The organism is Collinsella sp. AM18-10 (assembly GCF_003471585.1).
GTDB lineage: Bacteria > Actinomycetota > Coriobacteriia > Coriobacteriales > Coriobacteriaceae > Collinsella.
Genome location: NZ_QRJO01000001.1, coordinates 166566 through 179307, shown reverse-complemented (window position 1 = coordinate 179307; position 12742 = coordinate 166566). Strand labels below are relative to the sequence as shown.

Below are 12742 nucleotides of genomic sequence, written 5' to 3'. Positions count from 1 at the left end.
GCGAGGAACAACAACGACTCGAACAAAGTGACGGCAGGGAGGGTCTCCGGGGCTGGGGGCGGGGGTTAAGTTTGTCGCGAGTTCCGCACGCAAAGGAAAGCACTTAATGTGCTTTCCGTCTTGCGCAGGACTGTAGAGCAGCAAACTTAACCCCCGCCCCCAGCCCCGGAGACCCTCCCGGATGGCCCCAAAAATTTTTTCAAAAAAGTTGTTGCGCGCCGGACAGACTTCTGTGTATACTAATCCCCGCAGCGCACGCGAGCGGAAACAAACGCGAACGTCTGCCTGGGGAGTTAGCTCAGTTTGGTTAGAGCGCCGGCCTGTCACGTCGGAGGTCGCGGGTTCGAGCCCCGTACTTCCCGCCAACGCAATTTAAGCCACGTCTTCGGACGTGGCTTTTTGCGTTTGATGCACTTTGTTTCGATAGAACGATCGCCCTGGTGCATCTTCGCCCAGAATCCTCGCGCCTTCTGGAACGCAAGTAAAATCTAATAAGTATATCTGTCTGAACAACAGCTTTGTTGCGCAACACCTGTTCAACGAGACAGGGGGTTAGGTTATACTAAATTGCACTGTAGGCCGCATCCGATGCATTTCGCTCCAAGCGCGGCACTCAGTGGATATCCGATTTACCATTTGGATGTCCTAGCGGTCATTTAGCGTCTCGACACAAGCTCGGCCCCGGAGCTCGTTCGAGCTGTTCGTATTCCTTGAAAGGGGAAACATGGACATATCGAGGAAGACTGATTACGCCCTTCGTATGCTGGCGATGCTTGCCGAGGATCCGGAGCGTTTGCTTTCTGTTCGCACCGCTGCCGAAGAGGTCAATGTCCCGTATTCGTTTGCCCGCTCGATTCAGCACGGTTTGGTCCAGGCCGGTATTGTGGAGAGCTTGCGTGGCGTCCACGGTGGCATGCGTCTCAAGGTCAGTCCGGACGACGTCACTATCCGCCAGGTCGTCGAGGCTGTTCAGGGTCCTATGGTTATGAACGATTGCACCGCGCCCGATGGTGACTGTGCGCGCATGGGCACGTGCTGCTATCATCCCCTGTGGGCCGGAGCCCAGGCGTTGATGCGCGACTACCTCGATTCCGTTTCGCTGGGCGATATCGTCGCTCACCGCCAGTTCCCGGCCGTCGATCCCAAGTTCGCCGATCGCGATGCGTTTCCCGAGTACGCTGCCTGCGCGTACGCTTGCCGGGAGGAATAGCGCCGCATAAGGAGTATTGCTATGATTCAGGACCCCTTTCGTTCGATGATTCGTTCGGAAGGGGTCCTGCGTTATCGCGACCTTCCGTGGCGCCGCACGCGCGATCCGTACATCATTTGGCTTTCTGAGGTCATGCTGCAGCAAACACAGGTGCCGCGCGTGGAGACGCGTATGCCGGCGTGGCTCGATCGCTTTCCGACCGTGCAGGCGCTTGCCCAGGCCGCGCCTTCCGATGTTTTGGACGCTTGGCAGGGCATGGGCTACAACCGACGCGCTCTGGCGCTTCACGGGGCCGCTCAACGGGTCGTAGAGGATTGGGGCGGGGAGTTTCCGCACGAGACGTGCGACTTGGTCGCTCTGCCTGGTATTGGACCGGCAACGGCGCAAGGTATCCGGTCGTTTGCGTTTGATCTTCCGGGCGTGTATCTGGAGACCAACGTGCGCACGGTCTTTCTGCATCACTTCTTTCCCGATGTACCGGCTGTTCCCGATCGCGAGCTGGTGCCGCTGATTCAGGCGGCCTGTCCGGCGGCCCCCGGTGCGGCGACCGACGAGATCGCTCCCTTTGCCGCGCCGCTCGATGATGCCGATACGCCGCGCGCGTGGTATTACGCGTTGCTAGATTACGGCGCATATCTAAAAAAGACGTTGCCCAATCCGTCCAGGCGCTCGGCGGGCTATAGCCGTCAATCAAAGTTTGAGGGCTCACGTCGCCAAAAACGCGCGCATATCGTGCGCATGTTGCTGGCAGCGCGCGATGGCCAGCCGGCGGGGATTACGCTTGCTGATGCCGTGGTGGGCGTTAACGAGATGGAAGCGGCGGCTGGGCGTGGACCGGTCGAGCGCGAGCTTGTCGCGGGCATTCTGGCCGACCTGGAGCGTGAGGGCTTTTGCCGAGCCGAGGGCGATCGCTGGCTGAGCATCTAGCCCGTGCAAATCTGAAGAACAGGATTGTAAGGTTTAGATTTCCGACATGAGGGCATCCTAAAGACGAGGCCGCTCGAAGCCTACGGGCGGCATGCGTTGAAGGGAAGTACACCTATGGATTTTGAGAATTCCCAAACCAAGAAGAACCTCGAGACCGCTTTTGCCGGTGAGTCCCAGGCACACACCAAGTATCGCTACTATGCCTCCAAGGCAAAGAAGGACGGCTACGTTCAGATCTCGAACATCTTTGCCGAGACGGCTGGCAACGAGTCCGAGCACGCCAAACTGTGGTTTAAGTATCTGCACGATGGCGCCGTCCCCGATACCCTGGACAATCTGCGCGATGCCGCCGCGGGTGAGAACTACGAGTGGACCACGATGTACGACGAGTTTGCCAAGACCGCCGAGGAAGAGGGCTTTGCCGAGATTGCCGCAAAGTTCCGTGGTGTCGCCGCCGTCGAGAAGGCCCACGAGGAGCGCTACAACAAGCTCGTCGACCGCATTGAGTCGGGCGAGGTGTTTGAGCGCGAGGGCGTAAAGGTGTGGAAGTGCCTGAACTGCGGACATCTGCACGTTGGTGCCGAGGCACCTGAGGTGTGCCCGGTGTGTAACCACCCCAAGGCGTACTTTGAGGAGCAGGTGGTGAACTACTAGCGCTTGGCGCTGGCTGCTGCGGAGCGCAGGGCGGGGAAATACCTTTCCCTCTCGCTCACGGCTTCGCAGAGTCGCGCGAGGCAAAGGTATTTCCCCGCCTTGCGCTCCGGCGTTGGGTCGTCGCGTGCTCGATACAGAAAAGCTGATAAAAAAGGTTGTGTGCCGCCCCTTTTTGGGGCGGCACGTTTTTGTGGGGTCCCGGTCTCCACAATTTTCGTCAAGCTATTGGTTAGATTTTGGTCAGTTGGCGTGAGGGTGGAAGGCCAAAAGATTGTTGGCGAAAAAAGCTCAGAGAAAGTGCTGGTAGGGGAGTTGTTGAGCTTTTCGACAGCTTTTGAGCAAAAGAAACTTTGTGGCTATTGCCGGCGATTGCGTTGTCGCGGTCATGGCGGTGCGGGATGCTGGTCGTAAGCGTCGAATGCTCCGATTTTGGAGGCCAGCATGGATCTGTTTCTTGAGACTCCGCAGCAACAAGCTGAGCGCATGCTGCGTCAGCAGCAACGACTCATGGAGATGCAAATACAAGGGGTTGCCAACCAGGCGCCCGTGCAAAACGTCGTGCCCGCTGCTGTGCCTGCAGCTGTGCCCGGGTGTGAATCGGCGCCAGAGGCCTATTCCGTACAGCAAGATTCATATGCGCAGGAGCTCGCGTTCGACAAGCGTCGTGCGCGTCGTCGCCGCGTGGGCCAGCGCCTGCGCACCTTGGCGATGATCGTGCTCATCCCGCTGGGGCTTGCGGCCATCTTTCTGGCGTCGTATGCCCTCACGTGCATCCTCAACGGCGCATCGCCCAACGAGGTGCTCCAGCATCTAGCGGCCCTAGGCCAGCGCTTAGGTGACGTCATAACAACCATCCGCGCCGGCTGGGAGAGTTAGCGTTTGTCACATTAGGACTTCTAGGGTGTAGGGATTCTCGCCACGAGTAGGATTCTTGCATCCTGTGGGTCCTGTCGTGCGACTGAATAGTATTATTGAAGATGAATAATAATAGGATTTGCTATGTACAAGCAGGATTTAGAGCAGACTCTTTTGGATATTGACGAAGAGGCGGAGCTGGAAATAGGTCCAAGAGACGATAGGCCGAGCGTTGTATTGGTGGGAGGAAGCGCCTTCATGCTAAACGATGTGACGAATCGGTCGGTTACGCATGACATTGATGTGTTTGAGGCAGACAGGTGCCTCCGCGAGATCATAGCTCGATACCCCGAGGTGAATGGCATGGTAGTGGCATATTGCAACCAGATGCCATTCAATTACGAAGATCGACTGATCCCATTGGAGATCGGGGCGCATTTTATCAGGTACTTTACGCCATCTTTGGAGGATCTGGCGGTGATGAAGCTTTATGCCTATCGTCCGAACGACATCGTCGACCTCCATAGTCGAACATTTATCGACCGACTTGATTGGGATCTGCTCGAGCGGCTTATATTCGATGAAGGAGAGGCGTTGGCCTCGTCGCCTTCAGAGCGGAGTTATCAAGAGATGGTCTGTGCATACAGGCAATACAAAAAGGAGGTGCTCGGTTGAATCTGACTTTTGAGGGATTTTTGAAAGGCTATTGCCGAGAGCTGTCCGGACAGCAGTCGCTGAGTTTTAGGAAGCTTGTAAAGCAGGCAACAACGGTTGAGCCGCGTGTGGCGGAGCCTCTGTTTTTGCTCGCTTTGGCGCAGGGTAAGGCCGAATACGTTCTGGGTTTATCCGAGGGCTCGTGGATGGAAGAGGGCTATCGAGGTGTTTTGTCTCTGTATGGCCAAGCGAGTAGCCTGGCATCTCTATGCTCCGAGGATAAGCTCCCCAATCGTTACGCCAACGTTTGGCGTGCGTATAGAGGGGTGAAAGAAAAGCCAGCGGCCGACAGAAGGGTGAACGCCCTGATGAGAAAGAGAACACTTAAAGCATTGGAGGAATCGGGTGTAACGCGCTACGGGCTCTGCCGCGATTTGAATCTGAATAAGGGAAACGTGTACGCATACTTAGCCGGTGATGACTCGAAGGTGAGCAGGAAGACAGCGCGTCGCATTATGGAATATGCGGAGGAGAGAAGCACCCAAGAAGGGGCCGGGCGCCCGGTGCGTGTGGCGGGGTAAGATTGATCGCGGTTTTGATTGATAATCGATTGGGTTTGTTGGGCGGAGTTTATGTCTGCTATTGATATTGTGCTTGTTGTGATCGCCTTGGTGGCGGTGGGGGTCGCTGCGGCTTGCGCCCTCCAGCTCAAGAGCCTGCGTGCCGAGCTGCGGGAGCGTGGCGACAGTAGCGCGGAGACGCTGGCGGCACTTGAACAGGCCAACAATGCACTCGACGCCCTTAATGTGGCGTTGGCAGAAACCCGCCGCACGGCAAACGCCATCGCGCAGCAGCAGACGACCGACGCCGCCGTAGAGCAGCAGCGCTACCTGACCATTGCGCGCGAGTTCTCGCAGGCTGGCGACCGTATGGACGACCTGCGCCGTGAGACGGCCCAACAGCTTGGCGCCAACCGCGAGGGCATCGAGCATCGCCTGGACAAGGTGCGCGAGACGGTCGATGCTCAGCTGGGCGCCATCCGCAAAGACAACAACGTGCAGCTCGATCAGATGCGCGTGACGGTGGACGAGAAGCTCTCTCGCACGCTCAACGACCGACTGTCGGCATCGTTTAAGCAGGTGAGCGACCAGCTCGAGGCCGTGTATAAGGGCCTGGGCGATATGCAATCTATCGCCACCGGCGTAGGCGACCTCAAGCGCGTGCTGGGCAATGTCAAGGCGCGTGGCATTTTGGGCGAGGTGCAGCTGGGTGCGATCCTGGCGGACATCCTTACGCCCGACCAGTATCTGGAAAACGTCGCCACCAAGCCCGGCGCCTCGGAGCGCGTTGAGTTTGCCGTCAAGCTGCCGGTAGACGAGGGCGATCCCGTGCTGCTGCCGATTGACTCCAAATTCCCGGGCGATGCGTATGAGCATCTGCTCGACGCCCAGGAGTCGGGCGACGCGGAGGCCGTCGCCGCCGCGCGCAAGACGCTCGACACCATGGTGAAGCGCGAGGCAAAGGACATCTGCGAAAAGTACCTGAGCGTGCCCGCGACCACCAACTTTGGCATTCTGTTCGTTCCGTTTGAGGGCCTGTACGCCGAGGTCGTCACGCGCCCTGGGCTTATCGAGACCCTGGGCCGCGACTATCACGTCAACGTTGCCGGCCCCAGCACCATGGCGGCCATCCTCAACAGCCTGCAGATGAGCTACCAGACGTTTAGGCTGCAAAAGCGCACCGACGACGTGCTACGCGTGCTTTCCGCCGTCAAAGCCGAACTACCGCGCTATCAGGCGGCGCTGCGTCGCGCCCAGCAGCAGATCGAGACTGCGGGCAAAACGGTCGAGGGCATCATCACCACGCGCACCAACGTCATGGAGCGCAAACTCAAGGACATCGACGCGCTGGAAGATGCCGACCAAGCCGATGAGATCTTGGGACTCACGCCCGCGGGCCTTCCCACAGATCAAGAAGACGAGGGCTAATTGCAACAAGACGGTGGGGCGCCGGCGTAAACGCGGGTGCCCCACCGCTTTTCGCATCGCACTTGCCTAAAGCGCACTTTAATGTGCAACAATGGCCTTTCGCCCTATCAGACGCGAAAGGAAGCCCATGTCTCAGAGAAGCACCAGCCCGCTCAAACGCTCAACCGTGCGCCGCACGCTGCAGCGTTTTTGGGATGTCACGCGCACGCAGCCGCTGATCGTCTTTCTCTCGGTGTTCTCGTCGGCGGGCTACATCTTTTTGCTCACGTTTGCCAACACCTACGTTATGGCCCTCATCGTCGATCGTGTCCAAGCCGGCCCCGTAGCGGGCGACCAGGTGTTTGAGGTCTTCGGTCCCTACATTTTGGCGCTCGTGCTCGTCAACCTGGTGGGACAGATCCTCTCCAAGCTGCAGGACTACACCGTCTACAAGCTCGAGATCGCGGTCAACTATCACCTGGCGCGCCTGTGCTTCGACACGCTCTCCAATCAATCCATGACGTTCCACACCAGCCGCTTTGGCGGATCGCTTGTGAGCCAGACGAGCCGTTTTATGAGCGGCTATACGGGGCTGGTGGACGTGACGGTGTATTCGCTCATTCCCACCATCACCTCGGTCGTCTGCACGGTGGCGGCGCTCGCCCCGGTGGTGCCAGTATTTACCGTGATCCTGGTGGGCATCATGGTCGTCTACATTGCGTTTGTCTGGCTTATGTACAAGCGCATCATGCCGCTTTCGGCCGCGACGTCCGCCGCACAAAACAAGCTCTCGGGTGTGCTGTCCGACGCGGTTACGAACATCCTGGCCGTCAAGACCTGCGGGCGCGAGGACTTTGAGCACGATCTGTTCGATGCCGCCGACCGCGCCGCGCGCGATGCCGAGACGGTATCGATGCACGCCATGATGCAGCGCAACTTTACAACCTCGGGCCTTATCGTCGTCACCATGGCCGTGGTGAGTGTGTTCGTGGCGGGCGGCAACGCGTGGTTTGGCATCTCGGCCGGCTCGCTCGTCATGATCTTTACCTACACGTATAACCTCACCATGCGTCTGAACTACGTGAGTTCCATGATGCAGCGCATTAACCGCGCGCTGGGTGACGCCGCCGAGATGACGCGCGTGCTGGACGAGCCGCGCCTGGTGGCGGACGACGAGCATGCTCCCGAGCTCAAAGTGACCGAGGGCGGGATTGATTTTGAGCACCTGAGCTTTGCGTACCGTGACGCTGCGGCGGGCGAGAACGTGTTCGATGACCTGACACTTCATGTGGCGGCGGGCCAGCGCGTGGGCCTGGTGGGCAAATCGGGCTCGGGTAAGACGACGCTCACCAAGCTGCTGCTGCGTCTGGACGATGTTCAGGGCGGCCGCGTGCTCGTGGACGGTCAGGATGTCTCGCACTGCACGCAGCAGAGCCTGCGCCGCCAGGTTGCCTACGTGCCGCAGGAAGCGCTGCTGTTCCATCGCTCCATTCGCGAGAATATCGCCTACGGACGTCCCGACGCCACCGACGAGCAGATCCGCGAGGCGGCTCGCTTGGCTAATGCGACCGAGTTTATCGACCGCCTACCCAACGGCTTTGACACCATGGTGGGCGAGCGCGGCGTCAAGCTTTCGGGCGGCCAACGCCAGCGCGTGGCCATCGCCCGCGCCATCCTCACCGACGCGCCGATTCTGGTGCTCGACGAGGCGACCTCTGCCCTTGACAGCGAGTCCGAGGCGCTGGTGCAGGAGGCGCTCGAGAACCTGATGCGCGGGCGCACCTCCATTGTGGTGGCGCACCGCCTGTCCACCGTGGCGGCACTCGACCGCATTGTGGTGCTGGCCGATGGTGAGATTGTCGAGGACGGCACGCATGCGCAGCTCGTCGAGGCGGGTGGCGAGTACGCGAGCCTGTGGAGCCGTCAGACCGGCGCATTCTTGGAGGCGTAAGCGTCTCGGACGTGGGACAATTGTGCCCATAAGTTTATTGTGCCGTTGAGCTGAGGAGTCGTTATGCCACGCGAGACCAATGCCGCCAAGCGCGAGCGCGCCATCGAGGTGTGCGAGCGCCTCAACCGTCGCTATGGCCCGGTCGAGTGCTTTTTGGACCACGAGAATCCCTTCCGCCTGCTGATCGCGGTGCTACTCTCGGCGCAAACGACCGACGCGCAGGTCAACAAGGTGACGCCGCGGCTGTTTGCCCAGTGGCCCACGCCCGAGGCCATGGCCGGGGCGAGCGTGGCTGACGTGGCAGACACCATCAAGTCACTCGGCTTCTACAAGAGCAAAGCCAAGCATGCCGTCGAGGCCGCGCAGATGATCGTCGCCGACTATGGCGGCGAGGTACCGGCCGACATGAAGGAGCTTGTAAAGCTGCCGGGCGTGGGACGCAAGACGGCGAACATCGTGCTCAACGTGGGGTATGGCATCGTGGAGGGCATTGCGGTGGACACGCACGTCAACCGCATTGCGCACCGCCTGATGTTGAGTCCCAAGACGCATGCCAAGGAGCCGCTCAAGACCGAGCAGGATCTGCTCAAGATTTTGCCGCACGAGTATTGGGAGTCGGTCAACCATCAGTGGATTACCTTTGGTCGCGAGATCTGCGACGCCCGCAAACCCAAGTGCGGCGAGTGTCCGCTGGCAGATTTGTGCCCCAGCGTGCGCGTGACGGGGTAGGGCGGAACGCATCTTCGTCTGGCGTTTTTTGCGGGGCCGGGTTTGCCCTTGAGCCGGAGTTCTCTCCATGCGCTACCATGACAGACAATGTATTTGACGTACGACCCGCCGAGCTTGCCCCGGCGGGCTTTTGGCGTTGCGATGCCGGAGGAACAGCATGCTCATTCACCGTATAGCCGCGCAGCTCTACACTGCCGAGGCGCTGCAGACCGTCGAGGCCGGGCTCGATTCTGGCGAGGACGTGACGCTGGCCGTGTCTCAGTCGGGTCGCACGCTTATGGCTGCCGCCCAGTTTGCGCGCCGTCCGCGCCCCACGGTCTACATTGTGAGCGGCGAGGACGCGGCCGATCGTGCCGCCCGCAGCCTTGCCGCCTATGTGGGGCTGGCGCACGTGTGCCGCTTCCCCGAGCGCAAGGACTATCCGTGGCGCGAGCAGGCGCCCGACGACGCCGTGGTGGCGCAGCGCTGCGAGGCGCTCGGGCGCATCGTGCGCGGCGACAACTGCATTATGGTCGCCTCGGCCCGCGCACTGCTGCGCTGCGTGCCGCCGGTCGAGAGCCGCTACTGGGAGTCCACGACCTTTGCGGTGGGCGAGGAGATCCCTTTTGACGAGGTGCCGCAGCGCCTGGTGGGCATGGGCTACACCAATGCCGGCGCCGCCGATGCACCCGGCCTGTTCCGCGTGCACGGTGACACCGTCGAGGTGTTTCCCGCACAGGAAAAGGCGCCCGTGCGCATCGAGTTTTTTGGCGACGAGATCGACCGTATCCGCCGCATGGTGAGTTCCACGGGCCAGACCATCGGCAACGAGGACAGCATCGAGATCTTCCCCTGTCGTGAGCTGGCGCTTACCGACGAGGCCGTCCACAACATGCACGTGGCGCTCTACCGCGCCAGCCAGGACGACAGCAAGCTGGCGGCGCTGCTCGAGATGGTGGACGCGCGCATCGTCACGCCCGAGCTCGACCGCTTTTTGCCGGTGATGTACGGCCAGACCGTGAGCCCGTTGGCGCACGTGAACGGCAAGGCGCTTGTGGTCCTGTCCGAGCCGCGCTCGCTGTTCGATGACTGTCTGCGCGCCTACGAGGATATCGAGGCCCGTGCCGGCGAGGCGGGGATTGACCGTCTGGACGGTCTGTACGTGCGCGCTCAACAGCTCGATTTTGGTGCCCAGCAGCGCTTGAACTACGTAAGCCTCATCCGTGCCGGCGGTGCGGTGACGGCAGAGCTCAAGATTGAGCAGCCGGCCATCGCAGGCTCGGACAACCGTTTTATGACGCGCGTCCAGGAGGTCGTGGGCAAGCGTTATGCCTGCGTGTTTGCCATCCCCGACCGCGGTGCGCGCGAGTCGATGGAGCTCACCTTTGGCGACGAGGGCATAACCTTTGAGGAGTCGCTGACCGCGGCGCCCGAAAACGCGGGCGCTATCGGCGACCGTGTGCGCGTGGCGGCGGCGGATTCTGCCGACCGTGCCGCGCGCCAGGAGGCCCATGCTTCCATTCGCGAGCGCCGCGCCGATGCGCTCAACGCCCGCTCGCTCGAGGCGGGTGCCGCCCAAGCTGCCGCCGGTGCCGCCGTGCCCACCATCTCGCGCGGACGCGTGACCTTTGTTGATGCCGCCCTGCCGCAGGGCGTGGTGGTGCCCGATGCCAACCTGGCCGTGTTCTCGATCGCTGACCTCAACGCCCGCATGGACGCCAACCGCGCGCGCAGCCGCCGCAAGGTGGACATTACGCAGATCACCTTCCCGTTTAAGCCGGGCGACTACGTGGTGCATGCTACCCACGGCATCGCGCTCTTTAGCGAGATCGCGCGCCAGGAAGTGGGCGGCAAGGAACGCGACTACTTTTTGCTGGAATATGCCGATGGCGACAAGCTCTACGTGCCGCTCGAGCAGGTCGACCGCATCACGCGCTATGTTGGACCCGACGGCGACAAGCCGCGCCTGACCAGGCTCAACACCGCCGACTGGACGCGTGCCACCAACAAGGCGCGCAAGAACGCCAAAAAGCTGGCGTTTGACCTGGTCGATCTGTATACGCGCCGCTCCTCGATTGCCGGTGTCGCCTGTCCTCCCGATACGCCCGAGCAGATCGAGATGGAGGAGAGCTTCCCCTACGACGAGACGCGCGATCAGCTGGAGGCCATCGCCGACATTAAGGCCGACATGGAGGCGCCCAAGCCCATGGACCGCCTGCTCTGCGGCGACGTGGGCTTTGGCAAGACCGAGGTCGCCCTGCGCGCGGCGTTTAAGTGCGTTGACTCCGGACGCCAGGTCATGGTGCTCTGCCCCACGACCATTCTGGCCCAGCAGCACTACGAGACGTTCTTTGAGCGCTTTGCCCCGTTTGGCCTTGAGGTCGAGGTGCTCAGCCGCTTCCGCACGCCGGCGCAGCAAAAGCGCGCACTCAAGGCGTTTGCCGAGGGCACGATTGATGTGCTCATCGGCACGCACCGCTTGCTTTCTGCCGACGTGAACCCCAAGAACCTGGGCATGGTGATCATCGACGAAGAGCAGCGCTTTGGTGTGCAGCACAAGGAGCAGCTCAAGAACCTGCGTGAGCAGATTGACGTGCTCACGCTTTCGGCCACGCCCATCCCGCGTACCATGCAGATGGCCACGAGCGGCGTGCGCGACATGAGCCTGATTACCACGCCACCGACCGGGCGTCGTCCCGTGATCGTGCACGTGGGGGAGTACGACCCCGATGTGGTGAGCGCGGCGATTCGCCTGGAGGTGGGTCGCGGCGGCCAGGTGTACTACGTGTCCAACCGCGTCAAGACCATCGACGACGCCGTGGCGCGCGTGCACGAGGCCGCGCCCGAGGCGCGCGTGGGCGTGGCGCACGGCAAGATGAGTCCGCGCGAGGTCGAGGACGTGATGATCGAGTTCGCGACCAAAAAGATCGACGTGCTCATCGCCACGACCATCGTGGAGAGCGGCATCGACAACGCGACCGCCAACACGCTGATCATCGAGGACTCACAGCGCCTGGGTCTGGCGCAGCTCTACCAGCTCAAGGGCCGTGTGGGTCGCTCTGCCACGCAGGCCTACGCATACTTTATGTTCCCGGGCGAGCTGCCGCTCACCGAGGAGGCAACGGCGCGCCTGACTGCACTGTCCGAGTTCCAGGACCTGGGCAGCGGCATGCGTATCGCCATGCGCGACCTGGAGATCCGCGGCGCCGGTTCGCTCATGGGTGCCGAGCAGCACGGTAACCTGTCGAGCGTGGGCTTTGACCTGTTTACGCAGATGCTGGGTCAGGCCGTGGCCGAGGCGCGCGGCGATGACGACGCCGGCGTGGAGGCGGCGAGCGTGGGTATTAACCTGCCGGCCGACTACTTCTTGTCCGAGGAGTACCTGCCGGCGGTGGACCAGCGCGTGCTCGTGTACCGTAAGCTCGCAGCGGCCGAGGACCTGGAGAGCATCGACGAGGTGCAGGAAGAGACCGAGGCCGCGCATGGCGAGCTGCCGTTGGCGGGACTCAACCTGTTCAATCGCGCGCGCATCCGCATTCGCGGCGAGCGCCTGGGGCTCGAGAGCGTCACGCTCAGTGGCGGCCGCATCACGTTTTTGGGCGTAGACGTGCCCAAGAAGGTGGCCTTCGAGTTCAAGACTCGCTATGGCGCGGTGAACTTCCCCAAGAGCCGCAAGCTATCGGTGCCCTACAAGGCGGGCGCCGGCGCGGGCAGCGGCCTGGGTCGCGGTCTCGACGCCAACGACGGCACCGGCCCTGTGGCCGCTGCGCTCATGCTGCTACAGCAGCTGGGCGCTAGCGACGACGACTAACGGGT

Annotated in this window: 10 protein-coding genes and 1 tRNA gene; all 11 read left to right on the top strand. The window is 61.5% G+C overall.

What is annotated here, in order from left to right:
• Positions 1 to 287: 287 nt before the first annotated feature.
• The 11 genes from DW211_RS00760 (at position 288) to mfd (ending at position 12737) form a co-directional block, all read left to right on the top strand.
• Positions 288 to 365, top strand: a tRNA-Asp gene (locus tag DW211_RS00760).
• Positions 366 to 724: 359 nt separating this feature from the next.
• The gene (locus DW211_RS00755) at positions 725 to 1210 is read left to right on the top strand and encodes an Rrf2 family transcriptional regulator (RefSeq protein ID WP_089573240.1); all 486 of its coding nucleotides are present in this window, start codon (positions 725 to 727) and stop codon (positions 1208 to 1210) included.
• A 21-nt stretch (positions 1211 to 1231) separates the two neighbouring features.
• Complete coding sequence (locus DW211_RS00750) at positions 1232 to 2137, top strand: adenine glycosylase (protein WP_118258649.1); 906 nt, start codon at positions 1232 to 1234, stop codon at positions 2135 to 2137.
• Between the two features lie 114 nt (positions 2138 to 2251).
• Positions 2252 to 2791, top strand: coding sequence for a rubrerythrin (gene rbr, locus DW211_RS00745; RefSeq protein WP_118258647.1), 540 nt, complete (start codon positions 2252 to 2254; stop codon positions 2789 to 2791).
• A gap of 441 nt (positions 2792 to 3232) precedes the next feature.
• Complete coding sequence (locus DW211_RS00740) at positions 3233 to 3667, top strand: hypothetical protein (RefSeq protein WP_118258645.1); 435 nt, start codon at positions 3233 to 3235, stop codon at positions 3665 to 3667.
• 123 nt (positions 3668 to 3790) lie between these two features.
• Positions 3791 to 4321 (top strand): DUF6036 family nucleotidyltransferase, encoded by a 531-nt coding sequence (locus DW211_RS00735; RefSeq protein WP_117736879.1) that lies wholly within the window; start codon positions 3791 to 3793, stop codon positions 4319 to 4321.
• The gene (locus DW211_RS00730; RefSeq protein WP_117629046.1) at positions 4318 to 4881 is read left to right on the top strand and encodes a transcriptional regulator; all 564 of its coding nucleotides are present in this window, start codon (positions 4318 to 4320) and stop codon (positions 4879 to 4881) included. The genes DW211_RS00735 and DW211_RS00730 overlap by 4 nt, the downstream gene beginning before the upstream one ends.
• A 51-nt stretch (positions 4882 to 4932) precedes the next feature.
• Complete coding sequence (gene rmuC / locus DW211_RS00725) at positions 4933 to 6288, top strand: DNA recombination protein RmuC (protein WP_118258643.1); 1356 nt, start codon at positions 4933 to 4935, stop codon at positions 6286 to 6288.
• Between the two features lie 127 nt (positions 6289 to 6415).
• Positions 6416 to 8218: an ABC transporter ATP-binding protein gene (locus DW211_RS00720; RefSeq protein ID WP_118258641.1), complete on the top strand. Its 1803-nt coding sequence runs from the start codon at positions 6416 to 6418 to the stop codon at positions 8216 to 8218.
• A gap of 63 nt (positions 8219 to 8281) precedes the next feature.
• Positions 8282 to 8947 carry an endonuclease III gene (nth, locus tag DW211_RS00715; protein ID WP_117806045.1) on the top strand — a complete coding sequence of 222 codons (666 nt, stop codon included), beginning with the start codon at positions 8282 to 8284 and terminating at the stop codon, positions 8945 to 8947.
• Positions 8948 to 9104: 157 nt separating this feature from the next.
• On the top strand, positions 9105 to 12737 hold the full coding sequence (mfd, locus tag DW211_RS00710; RefSeq protein ID WP_118258639.1) for a transcription-repair coupling factor: 3633 nt from the start codon (positions 9105 to 9107) through the stop codon (positions 12735 to 12737).
• The last annotated feature ends 5 nt before the right edge of the window (positions 12738 to 12742 follow it).

What these genes read in the sequence shown, in the direction of transcription:
- DW211_RS00755 (WP_089573240.1), top strand. Translation starts at nt 725, where the DNA reads ATGGACATATCGAGGAAGACTGATTACGCCCTTCGTATGCTGGCGATG.
- DW211_RS00750 (WP_118258649.1), top strand. Translation starts at nt 1,232, where the DNA reads ATGATTCAGGACCCCTTTCGTTCGATGATTCGTTCGGAAGGGGTCCTG.
- rbr (WP_118258647.1), top strand. Translation starts at nt 2,252, where the DNA reads ATGGATTTTGAGAATTCCCAAACCAAGAAGAACCTCGAGACCGCTTTT.
- DW211_RS00740 (WP_118258645.1), top strand. Translation starts at nt 3,233, where the DNA reads ATGGATCTGTTTCTTGAGACTCCGCAGCAACAAGCTGAGCGCATGCTG.
- DW211_RS00735 (WP_117736879.1), top strand. Translation starts at nt 3,791, where the DNA reads ATGTACAAGCAGGATTTAGAGCAGACTCTTTTGGATATTGACGAAGAG.
- rmuC (WP_118258643.1), top strand. Translation starts at nt 4,933, where the DNA reads ATGTCTGCTATTGATATTGTGCTTGTTGTGATCGCCTTGGTGGCGGTG.
- DW211_RS00720 (WP_118258641.1), top strand. Translation starts at nt 6,416, where the DNA reads ATGTCTCAGAGAAGCACCAGCCCGCTCAAACGCTCAACCGTGCGCCGC.
- nth (WP_117806045.1), top strand. Translation starts at nt 8,282, where the DNA reads ATGCCACGCGAGACCAATGCCGCCAAGCGCGAGCGCGCCATCGAGGTG.
- mfd (WP_118258639.1), top strand. Translation starts at nt 9,105, where the DNA reads ATGCTCATTCACCGTATAGCCGCGCAGCTCTACACTGCCGAGGCGCTG.